15 protein-coding genes are annotated in these 22,492 nt (G+C 58.5%); 5 read left to right on the forward strand and 10 right to left on the reverse strand.

Annotation, left to right across the window (positions count from 1 at the left end; all coding sequences use genetic code 11):
- Nucleotides 1-124: 124 nt before the first annotated feature.
- The gene (locus tag RDA78_RS17065; protein WP_434051014.1) at nt 125-1,567 is read right to left on the reverse strand and encodes a tyrosine-type recombinase/integrase; all 1,443 of its coding nucleotides are present in this window, start codon (nt 1,565-1,567) and stop codon (nt 125-127) included.
- An 808-nt stretch (nt 1,568-2,375) separates the two neighbouring features.
- On the opposite strand from RDA78_RS17065, the gene RDA78_RS17070 reads away from it, so the two are divergent.
- Nucleotides 2,376-6,158 (forward strand): M10 family metallopeptidase C-terminal domain-containing protein, encoded by a 3,783-nt coding sequence (locus RDA78_RS17070; protein WP_434051015.1) that lies wholly within the window; start codon nt 2,376-2,378, stop codon nt 6,156-6,158.
- A gap of 168 nt (nt 6,159-6,326) precedes the next feature.
- Here RDA78_RS17070 and RDA78_RS17075 read toward each other — a convergent pair whose 3' ends face one another.
- Nucleotides 6,327-7,490, reverse strand: coding sequence for a mandelate racemase/muconate lactonizing enzyme family protein (locus RDA78_RS17075; RefSeq protein ID WP_434051016.1), 1,164 nt, complete (start codon nt 7,488-7,490; stop codon nt 6,327-6,329).
- Between the two features lie 149 nt (nt 7,491-7,639).
- On the opposite strand from RDA78_RS17075, the gene RDA78_RS17080 reads away from it, so the two are divergent.
- The 4 genes from RDA78_RS17080 to RDA78_RS17095 all read left to right on the forward strand — a co-directional run bounded on the left by RDA78_RS17080 (nt 7,640) and on the right by RDA78_RS17095 (nt 12,407).
- The gene (locus tag RDA78_RS17080; protein WP_434056169.1) at nt 7,640-8,551 is read left to right on the forward strand and encodes a hydroxyacid dehydrogenase; all 912 of its coding nucleotides are present in this window, start codon (nt 7,640-7,642) and stop codon (nt 8,549-8,551) included.
- Between the two features lie 106 nt (nt 8,552-8,657).
- Complete coding sequence (locus RDA78_RS17085; protein ID WP_434051017.1) at nt 8,658-9,608, forward strand: tripartite tricarboxylate transporter substrate binding protein; 951 nt, start codon at nt 8,658-8,660, stop codon at nt 9,606-9,608.
- Between the two features lie 78 nt (nt 9,609-9,686).
- The gene (locus RDA78_RS17090) at nt 9,687-11,642 is read left to right on the forward strand and encodes a tripartite tricarboxylate transporter permease (RefSeq protein WP_434051018.1); all 1,956 of its coding nucleotides are present in this window, start codon (nt 9,687-9,689) and stop codon (nt 11,640-11,642) included.
- Between the two features lie 291 nt (nt 11,643-11,933).
- Nucleotides 11,934-12,407 carry a GNAT family N-acetyltransferase gene (locus RDA78_RS17095; protein ID WP_434051019.1) on the forward strand — a complete coding sequence of 158 codons (474 nt, stop codon included), beginning with the start codon at nt 11,934-11,936 and terminating at the stop codon, nt 12,405-12,407.
- A gap of 72 nt (nt 12,408-12,479) precedes the next feature.
- Here RDA78_RS17095 and RDA78_RS17100 read toward each other — a convergent pair whose 3' ends face one another.
- The 8 genes from RDA78_RS17100 to RDA78_RS17135 form a co-directional block, all read right to left on the reverse strand.
- Nucleotides 12,480-13,232, reverse strand: a complete 753-nt coding sequence (locus RDA78_RS17100; protein ID WP_434051020.1) for a DUF1028 domain-containing protein — start codon at nt 13,230-13,232, stop codon at nt 12,480-12,482.
- Nucleotides 13,233-13,248: 16 nt separating this feature from the next.
- Nucleotides 13,249-15,036, reverse strand: coding sequence for a gamma-glutamyltransferase family protein (locus tag RDA78_RS17105; protein WP_434051021.1), 1,788 nt, complete (start codon nt 15,034-15,036; stop codon nt 13,249-13,251).
- Between the two features lie 35 nt (nt 15,037-15,071).
- Nucleotides 15,072-15,953, reverse strand: a complete 882-nt coding sequence (locus RDA78_RS17110) for an ABC transporter permease (RefSeq protein ID WP_434051022.1) — start codon at nt 15,951-15,953, stop codon at nt 15,072-15,074.
- Entirely contained in the window at nt 15,950-16,897 is a 948-nt protein-coding gene (locus tag RDA78_RS17115) for an ABC transporter permease (protein ID WP_434051023.1), read from the reverse strand. Before RDA78_RS17115 ends, RDA78_RS17110 begins: the two co-directional genes overlap by 4 nt.
- A gap of 61 nt (nt 16,898-16,958) precedes the next feature.
- Nucleotides 16,959-18,464: an ABC transporter substrate-binding protein gene (locus RDA78_RS17120; RefSeq protein WP_434051024.1), complete on the reverse strand. Its 1,506-nt coding sequence runs from the start codon at nt 18,462-18,464 to the stop codon at nt 16,959-16,961.
- On the reverse strand, nt 18,457-19,596 hold the full coding sequence (locus RDA78_RS17125; protein WP_434051025.1) for an ABC transporter ATP-binding protein: 1,140 nt from the start codon (nt 19,594-19,596) through the stop codon (nt 18,457-18,459). The genes RDA78_RS17120 and RDA78_RS17125 overlap by 8 nt, the downstream gene beginning before the upstream one ends.
- The gene (locus tag RDA78_RS17130; protein WP_434051026.1) at nt 19,593-20,615 is read right to left on the reverse strand and encodes an ABC transporter ATP-binding protein; all 1,023 of its coding nucleotides are present in this window, start codon (nt 20,613-20,615) and stop codon (nt 19,593-19,595) included. The genes RDA78_RS17125 and RDA78_RS17130 overlap by 4 nt, the downstream gene beginning before the upstream one ends.
- Nucleotides 20,608-21,318, reverse strand: a complete 711-nt coding sequence (locus RDA78_RS17135; protein ID WP_434051027.1) for a FadR/GntR family transcriptional regulator — start codon at nt 21,316-21,318, stop codon at nt 20,608-20,610. Before RDA78_RS17135 ends, RDA78_RS17130 begins: the two co-directional genes overlap by 8 nt.
- Nucleotides 21,319-22,492 lie beyond the last annotated feature (1,174 nt).

A 22,492-nucleotide genomic window follows, 5' to 3' on the forward strand; every position in this document is an offset into this window, starting at 1 on the left:
ATTCTTTGTTATGAGAGTTTTCGCTGAGGTGGCCTCACTCACGTTGCGGCCGGGAAATGCCGTTTCACCGAGGATGTGCACACCAACACGATTGAAGTGTTCTTCCCCGTCCTTAAGCGCGGAACTAAGGTGTGTCGTTTCGCTCCACCAAATACTCTTTCCACGCTTCTCTCGTTTGTTGTTCGGAGTAACCTTCGCAAGCATACTGATACCCGTATGCCAAGTATTCGTCCCAGGCGGACAGGACTTTCCACTTTTCTGCGAAATTCGGATCCTTGTTGTAGATTGTCTGCGAAACTGTTCCTGCGCCTTCATTGGCATGGGTGACCAGGTCGGTTGAAAGCCTGGTCTCGAACCCGAATGTGCGCCAGTTCGTTTGGAGGTAGGAAATGAAGGTTCGACGCACGTCGTGGGTGTTTACCCAGGGCAGACCTGATAACTTCGCGCCTTCAGATCGAGCGGCTTCGAACAGACTTGACGCGTTGCGTTTCGACATGTGCCCGTCCAATTGGTCTCCTTTGAGCCGGCGCCTCTGCTGTGGAAAAAGCCAACGATTGTCGGGACGCGCGCTTCTCAGCGCTACATTTGCCGCACTGGCAGCAAAGTCGGGGAGGGGAAGAAAACGGTACTTTTCAGATTTGTCAGGACCCAAACGCCAGACCTTCTCAAAAGGATCATCATCAAGAGCGTCGATAATCTGAAAATTTGGAATTGAGACGACGGTCTCGATGCGCTGACCAGTGGTCAACTGAAACATGCAAAGAACGCGGACCTGCGGATTGTAGTACGTTTCGAAAAATTGAATGAGTTTGCCAAGTTCCAGTTGCGTCAAGGGACGTCGTGCCAACTCAAGCTCTTCTGCCTTTATATCTTCGACGCGCTTTCTTGGTTTCTGCGTCGGTTTGATCTGATGTGCGGGATCCTCGGTAAGTCCCGTAAGGCCATAGTTTTCACACGCCCAACTGAAGCAGCTTTTGAATGCGGCAAGTGTCAAGTTTGCCTGGCGAACGTTCCCAACTTGCCGACCGTCCTGGTTTTTGCCTCTGTCGAGAATGCTGTTCCTGACCAACCTAATGTCATGCGGTCTGATCAACGAAATTGGCTTGCCAAGAACCTGCTCGAAATCCGGTGCTAGCTTGCTATTCGTTGCCGCACCCAATGCCGACCTGTATCCGCGATAGGTATCAGCGGCTTTGTTGGCCTTGACGTCGTCCAGATATGTATCTCTGAGATTTTCCCAGGTCCATTCGCCGGCTTTCACACCCGCCTTGGCCTCGGCTTCTTCTACGCTTGCAGAGCGCAAGGCTTCTTTCAAAATTGTGGCTGGATCGCCGCCGTCAGCATCGATCGCTCGAGCTCTTGAAACAAGCTCTCTGAGATGATCGATAGCGTCAACGCCATATGCCTTGAGCGGAGCGATTTTCAAGTTGCGTTTTCGGTCAATCAAATACCACCCGGCAGCAGCTCCCTGCACGCGGATGGCCAATCCAGCGCATGCGGTGTCCCTGATGATCAGGCTGTTTTTGCGTTCGGCAGCGTTCGTGGCAACGTTAACAAAAACAGGCAATTATCAAGGAATTTCCAGTCAATTCGCAAAATGAGTTGGCAGACTTTTCATTGTTCAGCTGACTCTTAATCAGCGGGTCTGGGGTTCGAGCCCCCACTCACCCACCAAAATTTTTCAGCTCGCACTTACCACAAGAGTGGATTTGCCTTTTCGCGGCAAGCGCAAGGTATGCTTTGGTTTGATAAATTGCTCACTTCGACGTCGGCCCGTACTGGGTAGAAGGTCTGTCCGAGGATAACACTGAGCTCGGAACGCTGCCGAGCAGCCGAAAATGGCGCGAGGTTGTTGAACTGCTTCGATCCAAGGCGCTATTTGCAGAAGTAGCCGTTGCTGCGGTTAAATCCGAAGGACATAGAAATGGCGTCACCCCGTGGCGTCAGCGTGCTTGACCGGGCAGGAAGCCCGCTCCGCACTCCCTTCCTAACGGGATTTCGCCATTTCGCAGGCCATTTCAGTCTCATTTAGAGGGCCATCGCCTAGCCAAAACACGCCCGGATGGACGCTATCGGGGCGCGGGTCTCAAGGCCCATGCGAAAACTACCCTGGCTGGCGGCGAATGCCTGGATTCCGATCAAACAGGGGGTCAATATATTCTCACGTTTTGCCTGGCAGGTTTCCTTCCAGCGTGAAAAATAGACGATCAAAGCTGCGCACCGCTACCGGGCCTCCTACCATTGTGGATTTGAAACTATCGTAAAAACTGTCATGTGCGTAAAAGTTTCATTTCAGCGTATTGAATAAACGCAATGAGTGTGTAACCTATTTAGAAGAATGACAATTTGAGCTTAGATTTATGTGCAAGTCCTGTTTGAAGTATCAATTGAATGCCGTTGCCAATCTCGCCCCTCTACCCGTTTCAGATACTGTGTCGACCGCCCCGCTGTCGGCATTTGCCACCGAGACGGTTGCGGACACTTTGCCCCGATCCTCAGCGTCGGCAGGACCTGCAAGCGCTGCCTATCTAGAAACCAGCGATGCGCCTGACGACGCCACTACAACCTACACAATCTCGGCCGGCGACACGTTTTCAGGCGTCATTTCGGACTATAACGATGAAGACTGGATCAGGATCGATCTGGTTGCAGGTGAAACATATTCGTTCGCGTTGGACGGCTCTCTCGAACTCGTCGACACCTGGCTGAGAATTCGAGATAGCGACAATTCGGTTGTCGCTTGGAACGATGATGGTGGGCCAGGCTATTTTTCTTTCTTGAATTATGCTCCGACTGTCAGCGGGACCTACTATATCTCGATTGAGCCCGAATACGATTGGTTCAAAGGGTCGTACACGATCACGGCGAACACGCGTGAGCCACTTCCACCACCGCTCTTTGCGGCTGTCGAGACAGACGACGCCCCGGACAATTCCACCACAAATTACAACATCTTGCCCGGAGATACGTTTTCCGGCGACCTGAACAGCATCAATGACACAGAAGCGGACTGGCTCAGGGTATCGCTGGAGTCAGGGCAGATGTACGCATTTTCTCTGGATTGGGATGATCCTGGATCTGCTTATTTGGTGCTTTATGGTTCAGGAGGGCAATATCTCACCGAAGGCGTACTCGACACCGGAGGATCAAATTCTGAGCTGGTTTTAACATCGATTTCGTCAGGCGAGTACTATATCGGGATTTCATCACCCTCTCATAGTTCGTTCTCCGGAACGTATGACCTGACAACCAGTATCGTTGCAGCAGATGAAAGCGTGGATGCAGCCGCTAGCACAGCGACAACCTACGAAATGTCCATCGGAGACACGTTTACAGGCGTAACCAATAGTTCGGGAGATCGGGATTGGATACGGATCTATCTGGATGCCGGATCGCCTTATCCTTATTCATTTGACCTGGATGGCCACGGAGTACTCAGGACGAGTTTGCGGCTGCTAGACAGCCAAGGAACAGTCATTAGCGTCAATGAGTTCGAAGGGCGAAATTTTTTCGATGGGCACATTACCTTTAGGCCTGCAACCTCTGGATATTACTATTTGGATGTCAGTACTCAAGGTTCAATTAACAACGGATACTACGAGCTTACTGCTGGTATTTCGGTATATACACACGATCAGATCGCGAGCCAATTGAGTTCCGGTTACTGGGGTCAGCAGTTTGCCTTCGACGTTGTGCCTGGTGGGTCCCTGACGGTGGACATCACCGGCCTGACAGCAGACGGACAATATCTTGCAACCAACGCCCTGGCGGCATGGACTTTTGTCAGCGGCATCAATTTCAGTTTTGTCTCAAGCGGCGCCCAGATAACGTTCGACGACAACGAAAGCGGCGCGTGGGCCGAATTCTTTGATACCAATTCGACCATCACGTCGGCGAACATAAACGTGTCGACCGGCTGGCTGGCGACTTACGGAACATCGCTCGACAGCTACAGCTTCCAGACCTACATCCACGAAGTCGGCCATGCTCTCGGCCTCGGGCACCCGGGCAACTACGACATCGTCGCGACATATGGTGTCGACAACGACTTTGCGAACGACTCCTGGCAGGCGACCGTGATGTCGTATTTCGACCAGGTCGATAACACCTTTATCGATGCCAGCTTTGCCTATCTTCTGACCCCCATGATTGCCGACATTCTCGCAATCCAGACGCTGTACGGCACGGCGACCGATATTCACCAGGGCAACACCACATACGGCTTCAATTCGACCGCCGGCGGATACCTTGACGATTTCGTCAATTCGACCAATCCGATCGCCGGAACGATTGTCGACAACTCCGGCATCGACACGCTGGATTTCAGCGGCTTCTCGTCTGACCAGGTCCTGGACCTGCGCGCAGAGCAACCCTCGGATGTTGGCGGTCTCGCGGGCAATTTCTTCATTGCGCGCGGCACGGTCATCGAGAATGCGATCAGCGGCAGCGGCAACGACACGCTGATCGGAAACGCGGTTGCCAACACGTTCCTCGGCAATGGTGGTTCGGATTCCTTCTACGGAGAAGGCGGTTTGGACACCGTGTCGTATGCGACTGCCGATGCAAGCGTCACAGTTGACCTGGCATTTGCCAACATAAATACAGGTGATGCGCTCGGCGACCAGTTCGACAGCATTGAGGGCATTACCGGTTCTGCCTATTCCGACAATCTCCGCGGGGACGCAAACGCCAACCACATCCGGGGTGGGATCGGCAATGACACAATTCGCGGTCGAGGTGGAGATGACGATATCGGCGGAGGCGACGGCGCGGATGTTCTGTTTGGAGGCGCTGGCGCTGATGCGCTCAATGGAGGGGCCGGCGGCGACCGCGCCCAGTATTCCGACGCGACGGCCTGGGTGACAGCGGACCTGGCCAACTCGGCGAACAATACCGGCGAGGCCGCCGGCGATACCTATGTCAGTATCGAGCACCTTTACGGCACGCATTATTCCGACAGCCTGAGGGGAGACTCGATCGGGAACTGGATCTGGGGTGGAACGGGCAATGACACGCTCCGCGGCTGGGGCGGGAACGACCGGCTCGACGGCGGCGATGGCGCAGATGTTCTGTTTGGTGGCGCAGGTGCGGATATCCTGATCGGCGGGGCAGGTGGCGATCGCGCCCAGTATTCCGATGCCACGTCCTGGGTGACAGCGGACCTGGCCAACTCGGCCAACAATACCGGCGAGGCCGCCGGCGACACTTATTCCGGAATTGAACATCTATATGGCACGCACTACTCCGACAGCCTGCGGGGAGACTCTGTCGGGAACTGGATCTGGGGTGGAACGGGCAATGACACGCTCCGCGGCTGGGGCGGGAACGACCGGCTCGACGGCGGCGACGGTGCAGATGTTCTGTTTGGTGGCGCAGGTGCGGATATCCTGATTGGCGGTGCCGGTGGCGACCGCGCCCAGTATTCCGACGCCACGTCCTGGGTGACAGCGGACCTGGCCAACTCGGCCAACAATACCGGCGAGGCCGCCGGCGACACTTATTCCGGAATTGAACATCTATATGGCACGCACTACTCCGACAGCCTGCGGGGAGACTCTCTCGGGAACTGGATCTGGGGTGGAACGGGCAATGACACGCTCCGCGGCTGGGGCGGGAATGACCGGCTCGACGGCGGCGACGGCGCGGATGTTCTGTTTGGTGGCGCCGGAGCGGATATCCTGATCGGCGGGGCAGGTGGCGACCGCGTTCAGTACTCCGATGCGACGTCATCCGTGACAGCGGACCTGGCCAACTCGGCCAACAATACCGGCGAGGCCGCCGGCGACACTTATTCCGGAATTGAACATCTATATGGCACGCATTACTCCGACAGCCTGCGAGGCAACTCAATCGGGAACTGGATCTGGGGCGGCTCCGGAGATGATCATATCGCAGGTCGCGAAGGCAATGACTATTTGTTCGGTGGGACAGGTGCCGATACTTTTGAGTTTTTCTTCGGTGATGGTGATGATGTCATCGCTGACTTCAGTGTCGGCGAGGATCTGTTGGATTTCGCAACGACCCTTGGTGTATCGAGCGTTTCTGAAGCCGACATACACGGCGGCACTGACCTGGATACGATCCTTGCTCTAAACAGTGGAGACACACTAATCCTTACAGATGTAAACGGAATTTCTGTTTCTGAATTGTTTGCGTAAATTATTGAAGATTTTGCAAAATTGGCTTCATTTATGAGTTCGTACCCAAGGTCGTTCCGGCTTCTTTTTCCTGCCTGACCTTCGCGGGTAACGAGGGTGAGCAAAGGCCTCGACAAGTGTCCTCCGGCTCGCAAGGCTTCCATCGTCAAGGACGTGACAAGGGCCGTGTCACTCGGCAAGCTCCCGCATGACGGCGATCAGGTCCGACTTGCCTTCAAAGCCGATACCCGGCAGGTCCGGCATGGTGATGTGTCCCTCAACAACAGTCACCCCGTCCGGGAACCCGCCATAGGGCTGGAACAGGTCGGGATAGCTCTCGTTGCCGCCGAGGCCGAGACCTGCGGCGATGTTCAGCGACATCTGGTGACCGCCATGGGGAATGCAGCGCGACGGCGACCAGCCGTGTTCGTCTAGCACTTCGAGCGTGCGCAGGTATTCGACAAGACCGTAGGACAACGCACAGTCAAATTGCAACCAGTCGCGATCGGGCCGCATACCGCCGTATCTCAGGAGGTTGCGGGCATCTTGGTGAGAGAACAGGTTCTCTCCCGTTGCCATCGGCGCCGGGTAGAAACCTGCCATCGCTGCCTGTAGCCGGTAGTCCAGCGGATCACCGATCTCTTCGAACCAGAACAGCGGGTAACTGCGCAGCATCGCTGCGTATGCAATCGCGGTTTCAAGGTCAAAACGGCCATTGGCATCAACAGCGAGTTGCGCGTCGCTGCCAATCTCTTCAAGGACCGACTCAATTCGGCGCCGGTCTTCCTCCATCGAGGCGCCACCGATCTTCATTTTCACAACCGTATAGCCGCGGTCCACGTAGCTCCGCATTTCGGCGCGCAGTGCCTCATCGTCCTTTCCCGGATAATAGTAACCGCCGGCGGCATAGACGAAGACCCTGGGATTGGCTTCAACACCTTTTCGGTCCGCAAGCAGGCGGAACAGCGGCCGGTCCTCGATCTTGGCGACCGCGTCCCAGACAGCCATGTCGATCGTGCCAACGGCGACAGAGCGCTCGCCATGTCCGCCCGGCTTCTCGTTTTGCATCATCGCCGCCCAGATAGCGTGGGGATCCAGGTTCGTGCCGGCCTCATTGACAAGCGTCGCAGGGTCCGCCTCCAGAATACGGTCGCGGAAGCGTTCGCGAATGAGGCCACCCTGTCCGTAGCGGCCATTTGAGTTGAACCCGTATCCGACAACACGCCGGCCGTTCCGCTCCACATCCGTCACGACAGCCACGAGGCTTGCGGTCATCGTCGTCGAATCAATATAGGCATTCCGAATGGGTGAAGAGATCGGTTTGGTCACTTCCCGGATGTCGACGATACGCAATTGAAATCTCCTCGTTTTCGGCTTGGCACCGAGTAGATGCGGATCCTGTCTTGGTCACTCAAGGCCTGCGGCTGTATATATGTCAGGAGAACAGGCGGATGATAGCGGGAGGGGCGGGGTTGACGAAGAAAGTCGTTGTTTCGGAGTTCATGGACAAAGCGGCCCTTGCTGCATTCGGACCTGCGATCGAGGTCGTCTATGATCCAACGCTTGTCGATGATCCCGAACGCCTCCACCGGGAAGTCTCGGACGCCGATGCGCTGATCGTGCGCAACCGGACACGCGTTGATCCGCCGCTTCTGAACGCTGCACCAAAGCTTCGGGTCGTTGGCCGTCTCGGTGTCGGACTAGAGAATATCGACCTTGATGCCTGCGCGCACAAAGGCGTGGCCGTCGAACCTGCGACCGGTGCCAACACGCAGTCGGTCGTGGAATATGTCATCGGCGCCATGCTGGTTCTGCGGCGGGGTGTTTTCGCGTCAAGCAAGGCCGTTCTGGCAGGCGCCTGGCCGCGCAGTGCGCTCGGTGCCGGTGGCGAAATCCACGGACTGACGCTCGCGCTCCTGGGGTTCGGTGCGATTGCCCAGGCTGTCGCACGTACGGCCGGTGCGCTGGGCATGAAGATCGCCGCGTTCGATCCTTATCTGCCTGAATCCGATCCGGCATGGTCGAACGTGCACGCCTGCGACCTGGATGAGGTGCTTTCGATCGCGGATGTCCTGTCGCTCCATGTTCCGCTGACGCAAACCACAAAGGGGCTGATCGGTGCGGACGCACTTTCGAAGATGAGGCCCGGCGCATTGCTCATCAACACGGCGCGGGGCGGGGTCGTTGATGAGGCCGCGCTTGCCGCGGCGCTGAAAAACGGACAGCTGGCCGGCGCTGCGCTCGACGTGTTCGGGAAGGAGCCGCTCGACAGACCATCTGCTGCCGTCTTTGACGCCTGTCCCAATCTCATTCTGACGCCTCACATCGCGGGCGTGACAGAACCGGCGAATGAGCGCGTCAGCCAGGTGACCGTTGAAAATGTCCTGCGGGTTTTAACCGACGAGCGTTCCTGAGTTCTGAAGAATTTCTGCGCAAAACGCGTGACGCAAGCCGCCGGGAATGCCTAAGATCAAAACAGACTGTCAAAAATACGTGCAATTCATCAGGGAGGAGAAAAGCATGAAATTGAAGTCCGCCTTACTGGCACTGACACTGGCCGCATTCGCCGGCACCGCGACTGCGGAAGATTTTCCGAAGGGCAGCGTTGACTACATCATTCCGTTCGGCCCCGGTGGCGAGTCCGACATTACGGCACGCTTCCAGCAACCGTTCTTCGAAAAACTCTTCGGCGAACAGATGGTGGTGAACTACCAGCCGGGCGGCGGCGGTGCCGTGGGCTGGTCCCAGCTCAACAACATGGCGGGCGACGGTTCGGTGATCATGGGGATCAATCTGCCCCATATCATCATCAAGCCGGAACAGGGCGATGTCGGGTTCAAAACGGAGGATCTCGCCGCCGTCTACATGTTCCACTACACGCCGGACGCCATCGTGGTAAAGGCCGACAGCCCCTACATGACGCTGCAGGACCTCATCGACGATGCCAAGGCAAACCCGAAGCAGGTCATCTTCTCCGGTTCGGGCAAAGGCACGGCAAACCATCTTGCCCAGGTTCAGTTTGACGATATGGCCGATATCGAGAGCACTTACGTCTCGTTCAAGGGCACCGGTGCCTCGGTGACGGCGCTGCTCGGCGAACAGGTCAAGGCAGCCTGGGGCTACACAACGGTTGGCGCTGCGCAAGGCGACAAGGTGCGTCTGCTGGCTGTTGCGATGGAAAAGCGCCATCCGGCATTCCCGGACGTCCCGACCTTCCGCGAGCTGGGCTTTGACATGGTCTCGGGCGCTTATCGCGGGATCGCGGTGCCGAACTCCGCATCCGAAGAGGTGAGGACGCAGGTTTCCGACGCGATCAAGGCGATCAACGCGGATGCCGAGTTCCAGCAGAAAATGCTCGATGGCGGTTTCGCGCTTGTGGATGTTGGCTATGGGGCCGACATGGACGCTTTCATCGCCGAAAAGGCCGATGGATATCTGAGCGCCGCGCGGACTGCGGGCATTATCGAATGACACTGCGGATAGAGGCGCTCTCAGCGCCTCTATCCTGACATCCGTGACGCGTTCCGCCGTCTCTCTCAGGAGGAAATGATGCTCGAGTTTGTCGTCGGCGCCTTGTCGCCGCTGAACCTTCTGCTTGCCCTTCTGGGCGTGGCAGCGGGAACGATCATCGGTTCGATCCCGGGACTGACGGCGACCATGGCGGTGGCCGTTCTGGTGCCTCTGACGTTCACGATGTCTCCCGACAGCGCTCTCATTCTCATGGGGGCGATCTATACCGGGGCAATCTATGGCGGCGCCTATGCCGCCATTTTGCTGAACACGCCCGGCACCCCTTCTGCAATCGCAACGACGTTCGACGGCTACCCGATGGCGAAACGTGGCGATGGCGACCTAGCTGTATCAGTTGCCTGCATTTCCTCCGTGATCGGCGGGCTTGTCGGTGCGCTGGCGCTTCTTTTGCTGGCACCGCCGCTTGCGGAAGCGGCGCTTGCATTCGGGCCGGTGGAATATTTCTGGCTCGCCGTCTTCGGTCTTTCGCTGATCGCGGCGCTTTCAACAGGCGACTTTCTCAAAGGGGTGATCGGGGCCTGTTTCGGGCTGCTGCTTGCGATGATCGGGATCTCCGAAACCAGCGCAGAGGTTCGTTTCACGTTTGGATCGAACGTGCTGCTGGGAGGTGTGGAGACGGTGTCCGCCCTGATTGGGCTATATTGCATCCCCGTTCTGATCGACCTTGTTGCGACACCCGACCGGCACTTGAAAGCGCCGGAGCAGACCCGCGGCTTCCGGTTGCCGGAGGCCGTCGGCCTTTTGCTGAAGAACAAGATCAATGTGATGCGCAGTTCCGTGGTCGGCACGATGGTCGGGGCGCTTCCCGGCGCGGGCGGATCAATCGCGGGCCTTGTTGCCTATTCCGAGGCGCGGCGGACGAACAAGGGAAAACCACCTTACGGCGAAGGCAACCCAGGCGGGATTGTTGCCACGGAATCTGCAAACAACGCCACGGTCGGCGGTGGCTTCATTCCAACGCTCGTTCTCGGCATTCCCGGAACACCGCCGGATGCAGTCATCCTCGGCGCATTGCTGGTTCAGGGGGTGCGCACCGGCCCGAGCCTTTTCGCCGACGGGGCCAGCATCGTCTACACTTTCATTTTCGGGCTTCTGCTTGCCACGATCCTGATGTTGCCCGTCGGCCTGATGATCGGGCGCTTCGCTTATGGCGCGATTGTGCGCGCGCCGAAGGCCGCGCTGGTTCCGGTCGTTGCGTTCATGACCGTGATCGGCACATTCGCGATCCGCAACAGCCTGTCTGACATTGCGATCATGATTATCCTCGGCGTGATCGGATGGGTCGCCGGCAAGCGCGGCTTTTCGGTCTCGCCCATCGTGCTTGGCCTGATCCTCGGCCGTATTGCCGAGCAGGGCTTCGTGCAAAGCTGGACGATCGGTGATGCCATCGGCAATCTCTGGGGACAGTTCTTCGGGCGTCCTTTGTCCATGGCGATCATCGCGCTGACCCTGCTGACATTTTTCTACCCGTTCCTGCCGCGCCTCAAACAGATCTTTTCCCGAGGCACGGACAGGCCTGTGAACCAGCGTGAAAGATCCCCGACGCCTGCGGTCGTGCGCGATCTGATCGCGCTTCTGATCGCAGGCGGAATCGCTTTGCTGGCCTTGCAACAATCGGCAGGTCTCAATCCTGAAGCCGCCGTGTTTCCAGAAACGATCGCGATGGCGATGGCAGTCCTCGTGCTCATGGCGCTCCTGCGGCTTGCCGTCACGCGGCATGTGAACGAGGTTGCCGTTGAAGGTTCGTGGCTGCGCATGATCGCGTTGCCTGCTGTCATGCTGGGGGCCGTGTTCGCTTTTCCCGCACTCGGGTTCGCGGCAACGGCTGTCCTGCTTGGTCTCGCTTTGACAGTGATTGCACAACATGACCGGTATTCGCCGAAAAGCTGGGCGATATTGCTGGTCAGCGTCACCGGCGTCATCGTCGCGTGCACGCTGCTTTTCAGCGAGGTGCTGTCCGTGCCCTTGCCGTAACGCGGGCAGAACCTGAAGGCCGTTGATGAGGGCAGTGCGCGAAGAACCGGACTCTGGACTGTGTCTTTGCCATAAACTTCTGAATCGAGTCGAGCGAACTCTCACTCCTTGGCTCCGTCGTGCTTACGATAGCGCGCGATGCCTGCCATCGAATACGCCGGCGAGTTTGTGCCCACCGCATCCATTTTTGCGTGCTGCTCAACTAAACGGAAAAGACATCCAAAATTCGCCCCGTTCGTAGTTAGAACGTGCCTGAGCTGAAGTCCCCCAAGATGTTCAAAGGAAGCGGCCTTGAAACCTGATATCGCCTTTGCCCGTTTGCCGGAAATCGAGCCTGCCGAGATTATCGCGCACATGTCCGACCCGCGGGTGGCGGAACACATGCCACTTCTGACGTTTGAGTGGGATGCTGCGGCGGTGACGAAGTTTGTCGCCCAAAAGGAAGCGTGCTGGACCCGGGACGGGCTCGGGCACTGGGCATTTCTGTCCGATGGCCGGTATGTGGGGTGGGGCGGCTTTCAGAAGGAAGGCGAGGAGTGGGACTTCGGACTGGTGTTGCGGCCGGATGCGTTTGGTCTTGGGGTGCGGATTTCCAGAATGGCCCTGGATTTTGCCCTCGCCGACGCCCGCATTCCGTTCGTGACATTCCTCTTGCCGCCGTCCCGCAAGAACCTGGGAGCGTTCAAAAGGCTGGGTGCCGTCTGTGTTGGCGAGATCGAATACGACGGCGCAACGTTCCTCAAGTTCCGGCTTGAAACCGGGTGACAGCCATGTGCCGTGAGCGATCCAGGAAGCTGAGTTCAGATAGCGGCGGTCAGCTGCGCAAGACAAGCGGCCTCAGGCCGGGGGCGTTGCAAAGGAAGCGCTCGCGCGTCCGGCCTTTTTCCGTTCCGCTTCAAGCTCGGCGATCTTCTGATCGATTTCGGTGCGATCCAGAAGCCCGTGAATATTGCGGCGGGTCGGCATCAGTTCGGCAAAATGCAGGTAGCGTTCCTTGGCGACGGCGTGCAGGCGGCGCAGCTCTTCGAGCGGTGCGCCGTGATCATCAGCCCGTATGTCCAGCCAGGGGTAGTCTTCCTCGTGCACGATCTTCAGCGCCGCGGACTGGCGGCCGCGCTTGTCGCCCCCGGCCGCCTCTGCCGCTTCCATCGCGGTCAAGAGCCTGTCCTCCAAGGGCAGGCTCGTGTTTGCCAGATAGGATTGCATGGCAGCGTCAAGCACCTGCGGTCCGGCGAGCATGTTTCCCGCTGTGGTGACATTGTCTTCAATCAAATGACCGCACCAGTCGATGCATTTGTCGCCGGTAAATGCGGCAGCACGCCCCTTTGAATCGATCAGATGGATCTGGCGGGAATGGCTCCCCTGATCGCGTGAGACGACGGAATCGATCACGCGCTCGGCCGACACGCCCTGTCGGAGAAGCGTCAGCCCTTCCGTGCCGTAGATGGGGCTGACGAGCGCCTGTGTTGCGATCGCGCCGACCCGACCCGCAAGGTGCGGTACAACGGCGCCGGCCGCAAAGAAACGGCTCGCCACGGCGATCCCGTAATGCCCGGTGGCCTTGTCGCGGGCGACAATGGAAAACGTCATTTCTGGGTCTCTCTTCTCATCTGCCCGCCGCGTAGGCCTGCATCAGGCGCGGTGTTGCGCCTGCGCGCAAAAGTCCGTCCGGATCGCGCGCGGCAACGGTCAGTCTGCCGATCGTCCATTCATCGGCCACTTCAACGGAGTGGCCCTGGTTCCGGAGGCTCGCAAGTGTCTCCGCGCCAAAGCTTTCCTCGGCCATGATGTGACCCGGCTGTCTTTGCCGAGGGTGGAATGAGGCAGGGAAATGGGTGGTGTGAAAGAGCGGCATGTCGAGGGCGGCCTGAAGATTTCGTTCGTGATGCGCCAGTCTCAGGAACAGGACCAGTTGCCACTGATCCTGCTGATCGCCACCCGGCGTACCGAAGGAGAGGGCAGTGCCGTCGTCATGAAATGCGATGCTGGGCGTCAGCGTTGTGCGCGGACGTTTTCCAGGTGCAAGGGATCCCGGCAACCCATCTTCGAGCCAGTACATCTGCGCGCGCGAATTGAGCGCGAACCCGAGCCCGGGAATGACCGGAGAAGACTGCAGCCAGCCGCCCGACGGGGTTGCGGACACGATGTTGCCCCAGCGATCGATGACATCAATATGGACGGTGTCACCGCGTTTTTCCGACAAATGAGCCATCGTCGGTTCATAGACGCCCGTTTCGGAAATGCCGGCGCGCCTGATGACCTCCATCGTGCGTTCAATCTGGTTTTCAAAGCCGGGGACAATGCCGGGAAGCAGATCCGTCGAGGCGTGTCCGGTGATCTGTAAGCGCCGCGCGGCATTGTAGGTTTCGGACAAGAGCGCATTCAGCGGAACATCGCAGAAATCGGGATCACCGTAGTAGGCTTCCCGATCCGCATAGGCGAGTTTCATTGCCTCGGTGACAAGATGCACGAATTCCGGACCGGCCGGATCGAGAGAGCCGATGTCGAAACCGCGCAACAGCGACAGCGACTGCAGCAGGACGGGACCCTGTCCCCAAGGGCCGGTTTTCAGGACGGTCCAGCCGTCATATGACGCGCTGAGCGGATCTTCGTAGGTCGCCGCGTATCCGGAAAGATCGTCGGCGCTCAGAACGGCCTTGTGGCGCTCTCCGGACGCGTCCATGACCTCCGCGGTTTCCAGGTACTGGCCGATAGCCTCCGCGATAAACCCGCGATAGAAACAGTCACGGGCCTTGTCTATCTGGTTCTCGCGCCCGGTGACGGCTTCGGCCTCTGTCAGAAGCCTTGCCCATGTTTCGGCGAGAACCGGGTTCCGGAAGTTCGAATCCGGGGCAGGTATGCTGCCTCCCGGAACCCAGGTCTGATGGGACGACGGCCACTCGGTCTCGAAGAAGTCCTTCAGTCCCGCAATCGTCATGCTCACTCTCGGCAGGAGCGGGTGTCCGTGGCTGGCGTAATGAACGGCCGGTTCCAGTACGGTTCTCAGCGGCAGGATGCCGTGTTCGCGCAGAAGCAGCATCCAGCCGTCAAAAGCGCCGGGAATGACGGTCGAAAGAAGACCGTTTCCCGGTATGAGGTCCAGGTTTTCGGACTTGTAATGGCTGATGGTCGCACCCGCCGGGGCGGGGCCTTGCGCGCACAGCACCTTGGTCTCGTTCTGGCTTGCATTGTGAAAGAGGACGGGCAGGTCGCCTCCAGGGCCGTTGAGGTGCGGCTCGACCACCTGCAGTGCCAGACCGGTTGCGACGGCTGCATCGAAGGCGTTGCCGCCGAGCTCCAGCATGCGCATTCCCACGGCCGTGGCAATCCAGTGTGTCGACGTTACGACACCGAAGGTGCCTTTGATCTCGGGTCTGGTTGTAAAGACTGTCATTTGGGATTCCGGGTTTGAGCGTTTCCTGAGTGTTTTTATGTTTCACGGGGATCGAGTGCATCGCGCAGCCCGTCACCGAGAAGATTGAAGCCAAGGACGACCAGAAAGATCGCGATGCCTGGCCACATCGCCATCCAGGGAGCCTGGGTCATGAAGTTCTTGGCAACGTTTAGCATCGAGCCCCAGCTGGGTGCCGGAGGCTGCTGGCCGAGCCCGAGAAAAGACAGGCTCGCCTCGGCGATGATGGCCGTTGCGATGGTCAGGGTTGCCTGGACGAGAATGGGAGCGAACACGTTCGGCAGGATGTACCGCGCCAGCAGGATCGGGGTGGACAGTCCAATGGCATGGGCGCCTTCGACATAGTCCTCCGTCTTGACCGCGAGAACTTCTCCGCGTGTCAGGCGGATGAAAATCGGCATGGCCGAAAGGCCGATCGCAATCATCGCGTTGGTAAGGCTCGGCCCGAGAAACGCTGCGAGCGCAATCGCAAGAATCAGGAACGGCGTTGCCAGGAGAGCGTCGGTCGCGCGGGATATGATCTGGTCGATCCAGCCACCGAAGTATCCGGCTATCAATCCGAAAGGCACGCCGACGGACACTGCGATCAGCACCGAGACGACACCGGCCAGAAGCGAGGCCTGCGCACCCCAGATCATTCTGGAAAGGATATCGCGGCCGAGTTCATCCGTGCCGAGCCAGTGCGCGGCGGACGGTCCCTTGCGAATGGCGCCCCAGTCGGTCGCCGTCGGGTCGGCAATCGGCAAAAGTGGCGCGAGGGCAGCAATGGACACAAAAAACACGACGAGCAGAAACCCGACAAAGGCGCTCTTGTTTGCCTTGAGTTTTTTCCAGGCCCGGTTTCCGGAGCGTGGCTGATCGTCGGAAACGGCAGCGGGAAGGTCTGCAGCGGCGGTCACAGCGCGGTCCTCATGCGTGGATTGAGGAGGAAATAAAGAACATCGGCGACGAGGTTCATGAGAATGAAGCCGACCGCCGTGCACATGACGACACCCTGCACAACCGCATAATCCCGCGTGAAAACTGCATCCACGATCAGCTTGCCGAAGCCGGGAATGGTGAAGATCTGCTCGGTGAGGACTGCCCCGGCAAGAAGTTCGCCGAAGAGAAGGGCACTGAGGGTGACGATCGGCAAGAGGGCGTTTCGGAACGCGTGTTTCAACACGACCACTTTCTCCTGCAGTCCCTTTGCTCTGGCTGTGCGCACATAGTCTGCCCTCAGGACACCAAGCATTGCCGAGCGGGTGTGGCGCATCAGCGTCGCTGCCAGCGCGGTTCCGAGCACGAAGGCGGGCATGATCATTGTCTCAAGTGAACGGACGGGATCGACGAACGGAGATTCGTAACCCGAGGCCGGCAACCAGCCGAGATGGACCGAAACCAGCATGATCAGCATGATGCCAAGCCAGAAATTCGGTATCGACAGGCCGGACAGTGCAATGATGTTTGCGGTGTAGTCGACGGCGGTGCCTTTCCTGACTGCGGACACGATGCCGGCCGGAATGCCAATGATCATTGCGATGACCATTGCCATGACCGCGAGCTGTATCGTCACAGGCAGCTTTTCGCCGATGAGTTCCAGCACGGGCTGGTTGGTCCGCAGCGATATGCCGAAATCGCCCCGCAACATGCCGCTGACCCAGTAAAGGTATTGCGTCAGGATTGGTTCGTTGAGGTGGTATTTCTCGCGGATGAACGCGAGCGTCTCCGGGTCGCGCTCTTCACCTGCCAGAACCAGCGCCGGGTCTCCGGGCAGAAGTTTCTGCAGAAAGAAGACAAACACCGACACCAGAAAAATGGTCGGTATGGCGATCGCCAGACGTCTTGCGATGAAAGACAGCATATTCGGGTTCCGCCGGTGACCGGAACCCGGCTTCGATGCCGGGTTCCGAAACATTCTGGACTTACTTGAACTTCACGTTCTCCAAACGGATCATGCCGTCCGGATAAGGCGTGAAGCCATCAAGCTTGTCTGAAAGGGCCCAGATCCAGGTGACGTGGTAGAGATAGATCAGCGGCATATCCGCATTCAGGATATCGCGGGCCGCGTCGTATTTCTCCTTGCGGACTTCCAGATCCTTGGACGTGCGTGCCGCGTCCAGCAGGGCGTCGATTTCCGGGTTGCAGTACTTGCTGTCGTTGATGCCGCCTTCGCAGGTCACGAACTGATGGATGTTGCCGTCCGGGTCAACGCGTCCCGACCATCCGATCTGGCTCGCCTGATAGTTGCCGGCGGACTGGTCCGAAAGAAGGCTGGCAAATTCCATCGACTTCAGTTTCACGTTGAAGCCGGCTTCGGCTGCCATGGACTGGACCACCTGCATGAGCTGGGTCTGAACCGGGTTGTTGGCGACCTGAACTTCCACGTCGAGGCTGTCGAACCCGGCTTCTTTCAGGAGCGCCTTGGCTTTGTTAACGTCCCTGGCAGGTACCGGATGATCCTTGTCGTACCAGGGGCTTGTCGGCGGATAGGGCTGGTTGCCGGGCGCAAAAGCGCCTTCAAAGACGACCTGGTTGATCGCGTCGCGGTCCAGCGACAGGCTGAAGGCTTCGCGGATCTTGGCATCCTGGCCGATCGGATTGTTGGCGCGGTCGCCGTTGCCGACATTGATTGTGATGCCCTGATAACCAAGGCTGACGGCTTCCTCGTACTGGAGCGAGCCATCGTCTTTCACCGAGGTAGCGTCGGTGGCGGCCAGGCGCTCCAGCATATCCAGATCGCCGGAACGCAGGTTCGCCAGGCGGACGGTTGTGTCGGGAATGGGAAGGAACGTGACCTTGTCGAAATTGATGCTGTCGGCGTTCCAGTAGTCACTGAATTTTTCAAGAACGATGCGATCCTGTGCGACCCTTTCGACGAATTTGAACGGACCGGAACAGATGGGCTTTGCACCGAAGTCCACACCGGCGGCTTCCGCGGCGGCCGGTGACAGCATCATCCCGGAGCGGTCGGCAAATTGTGCCAGCAAAGTCGCGTCGGGACCTTTCAGTTTGAACTGAACCTGATGCGGACCGGAGACTTCGACAGACTGAATGGCCTTGACTTCACTCTTGCGGCGGCTTTCGGGCAGGTTCTGGGAGCGGTCGATGTTCGCCTTCACCGCCTCCGCATCAAACGGTGTGCCGTCATGAAAGGTGACATCGTCCCTTAGGTCCATCGTCAGGGTCAGGCCGTCATCCGACCAGGACCAGCCCGTTGCAAGTTGCGGAATGATTTCCAGATCCGGCGTGATGTCGACGAGTTTGTCGCACAGGGACGCGTAGACGATCCGGCCGACAAATGTCCGCGACTGGTCGGGATCAAGAACGTCCGGGTCTTCCTGGAGGCCGATACGAAGGTCGGCTGCCATCGCTGGCGCGATGAGTGAAGAGGCGCTGAGAAGGAGGGCAGCTAGGAGAGATTTACGCATTATTGTCTTTCCTCTGGGTGGTGGTGGCACCGGGTGCGGATGATGGGCCTTTTGATTTGTTTTTTCGGCTCCACTCCCGGTAAAGGGAAAAGCGTTTGGCAGCGGCCGCACTTCGGGGCGGCTCTTGTTTTTGTGGGGCAAGGGTGTCGGCAATCTTCTGCCAATGGTGGCAGGCCACTTCCCGCAATCCGTCCGTGGCTTCAAGCGCGGGACGGCTGGACTGGCACTGCGCATCTGCATGCTGGCAGCGGGTGTGGAACCGGCATCCGGATGGCGGGTTCAGTGGCGAGGGGATATCTCCCGTCAACTCGGCGCGCATCGAGCGCAACCCCGGGGCTGGTGTCGGGATCGCGCGCATCAATGCCTGGGTGTAGGGATGCCGGGGTGCGCCGTAGACGGTTTCGGTCTCTCCGATCTCGACGATTTCCCCGAGATACATCACGGCAACCCGGTCGCTCATGTGACGGATGACCGCAAGATCATGTGCAATCAGGACAAGCGTGAGGCTGAATTCGGTTTTCAAGTCCTCCAGCAGATTGATCACCTGGGCCTGAACGGAGACATCCAGCGCCGAGACGGGTTCGTCCGCCACGATCACCTTTGGGTCGCTCGCGAGTGCACGGGCAATACCGATGCGTTGCCGCTGCCCGCCTGAAAACTCGTGCGGATACCTGTCTGCCATGCCCTGGCGCAGGCCGACACGCTGAAGCAGGCCGGCCACTTTCTGTTGCCGTACCGGTTTGCTGTCAGCGGTGTGAATGGTCAGCGGTTCCTCGATGATGGCGCCGACCGTCATTCTTGGATTGAGAGACGAAAACGGGTCCTGAAAGACGAATTGCAGGTCCTTGCGCAACTTGCGCATACCACGCGAGGCGAGATGGGCAATGTCATCGCCTTCATAAAGCACCTGGCCCTGTGTCGGCTCGAGAAGCCGGACAAGCGTTCTGGCGAGGGTGGACTTACCGCAGCCGCTCTCACCCACGATGGCCAGCGTTTCACCGCGCCTGACCGCGAGATCGACGCCGCCGACTGCGCGGACAACCGTTCTCTTCTGGAAAAGGCCGCCGCCGCGGATGAAATTGCGTTCAAGTCCGCGCGCTTCCAGGATCGTGTCTTGCGAAAAATGCTTCATACCGCTTCCACCATGTGGTTTTCGAGCGGTGCCAGGTGGCAGGCTGCGAAGTGTGTCTGCGACATGGCCGCCAACCGGGGCGCCTGAGCGACGCAGGTTTCCCGCGCGAACGGGCAGCGCGGCGCGAAACGGCAGCCGGACGGCATCGTCTCAATTGTCGGGACCATTCCGGAGATTGTCGTCAGGCGGCTCCGGCGCTCTCCCAGAGAAGGCAGGGAGCTCATCAGGCCGATTGTATAGGGATGTTGCGGGTCGTCGAAAATGGCCTGAACCGGTCCTTGCTCGACGATCTTGCCCGCATACATCACGGCCACTTGATCGGCGATCTCGGCGACGACGCCCAGGTCATGGGTGATCATGACAAGCGCGGTTCCGGTTTCCTCCTGAAGCGTCTTCATGAGATCGAGGATCTGTGCCTGAATGGTGACGTCCAGTGCCGTCGTCGGTTCGTCCGCAATCAGAAGATCCGGGTCATTGGCGAGTGCCATGGCGATCATCACCCGCTGGCGCATACCGCCGGAAAGCTGGTGCGGGTAGTCGTCCAGACGTTCGGCGGCTGCGGGGATCTTCACCCGGTCCAGCATTTCCAGCGCTCTTCGGCGCGCGTCCGCCTGACTGATCGTCCGGTGGCGCAGCACACCTTCCGCGATCTGATCTCCAATGCGGAAGGCCGGGTTCAGGGACGTCATTGGTTCCTGAAAGATCATCGCCATGCGATCCCCACGCAGATCGGCGCGGGTCTTTGCAGGAAGCGTCAGCAGGTCCCTTTGGTCGAAGGATAAACGTCCGCCTGCGATCTGCGCCGGCGGCATCGGCAGCAGGCCCATCAGCGCCAGCGCGGAGATTGATTTACCGCAGCCGCTCTCGCCGACGATGCAAAGCGTCTCGCCCCGGTTGACCGAAAAAGAGATGCCGTCGACGGTGTTGGCCGGTGCGTTGCCGAAGCGAATGGCCAGGTTCTCGACCACGAGCAGGGGCGCGCCGCTGGTCGCGGGTTTCGTCGCCGGTGCCTCAGACATTGTCGGCGCTTTCCGACGTCTGGAACAGAAGACGTTCCTGAAGGGTGAGCAGATGCTGCCGCATCAGGCGCTCTGCTGAAACGGGATCATGGCGTTCGATCGCATCCACGATATCGGAATGCTGTGCCTTGTACTGGGAGACTGTTTCGCGGGTACGCAAGGCTTCACGTACGTGGCGCCAGCTTTCGTTCTGCCGCGTCCGGTCGACAACATCGAAAAGCGCGAGGAACAGGGCGTTGCCGGCAGCCTTCGCGATTGCCCTGTGAAGGGCACCGTCCCACAACTCGCGGCCGTCCATGTCGTCGGCTTCACCGACCTTGTCCGCTATGTGCCGCATCTGGACGATGTCCTGCAGGGTTGCCCGGATCGCGGCCAGTTGAGCCAGCGCCGGTTCCAGGCGCAGGCGCACTTCCATGACCTCAAGCATGTTGCTCATTTCGGGCAATTTGCTGAGCTGCTGTTCGCCATCGCTCGGCTTCGACCCTATGAACGTTCCCGCACCCTGCCGCCGCCAGATGAAGCCTTCCGTTTCAAGCACCTCAAGTGCTCTTCGAACGGCGCGGCGACCGACACCAATCTGGTCCGAAAGGTCCCGTTCGGTCGGCAACTGACGAACACCGTCCATGGCCAGTTGATCAACGAGAATTCGCAGGCGTTCAAGGGCCAAACTCGAATTTCGGCGGATTGGGCGATCGTCTTTCATACAGGATCTTTTGATGGAACCAATTTAGATTGGTTGCATTATTTGTCCCTTTTTTGACGTTTGGCAACTGCTCCGAACGTACTTTTTTCGCCCGCTAGCCATTTTTCGGCTGTCGCCTGCAACCCGCACCCTTGTGAAATGCGCGGCTTCCTGGACAGGTTTGGCTTTGATGCTTCCAGGCTTTCAGCAATTCCGTCGCCGGGCCGGGTCTGTCCAATCACAATCCTCCATGAGCGCCGAACTGCTGGGCGCCGCATCAGGCCCTGTCCGCTGAAGACGTTTCCGCAGATGCGCCCGATGCGCGCACAAGGAAAGAGCCTGTCGTTGTGTTGGGGAAGATCCATGCGGGAGCGGTCCGCGCGTGGTGCTGAAGCCGAAGATCGGGAAGGCGCGTTCATGCGCGCGCTGTTCGCGAATGCGTTGCGAATTTTCTACCAAAGATAGAGGCTGACAGGTGATTGCACTTCCGATTATTGATGACGAATGAAATCTGTGAAAACACTATAACCTAAGAGATACTACTTACGGGGTGTTGCTTATGCGTTTAAGTAGAAGATTGAGCCCTTAAATTTTTGTTATTTCGTTGCTAACGGGGTATCGTTTTTTAGCGTCTGGACTTGGGTTTTTCTCAGAGAGGATTTGAGTTGCGCTATATGTGCATGATTCTAAACTAGCGTTTGATTTATAAATCGAATTCGAAAAAAGTTTTGATCCAAGTATTTGCGACTTCTGCATAACATGACACAGCCCTCATTTCGTATCGATAGATTGTCGATTGTCGAATCGGGGGATGATTGTGGTACCGGCGAAAGGAAGCCTATTTCCGTGCGGGATTGCGCGAGCCAGAGACGTGGTTCGGTGCGTGGACAGACGTGTCGGAATGTACGGACATGCCGGTTCGATGCCGGAACGAAAGGATCCGGGCGCGGTCTCCGCTGACGACAATCAAACTCGATTGAAGAGCAATTTCTACCCTTATGCGTCGGCAGAAGGGGCAGAACAAATGCGCACTCGTTCGAGTGCTGCTTCGAGGTTCGGCATGGCGTTGCATTACCGTTGCAACCTTCCTGTCAGGGGGGCGTGCGGGGGGCGTCACGCCGGACGTCGCCGCCCATCCGGTCAATGTGCAGGCACTCATGAGAAAGGTCCCCCACACCTGTCTAGGTCCTGCGTT

Source organism: Roseibium sp. (assembly GCF_051016195.1).
Classification (GTDB): Bacteria; Pseudomonadota; Alphaproteobacteria; order Rhizobiales; family Stappiaceae; genus Roseibium.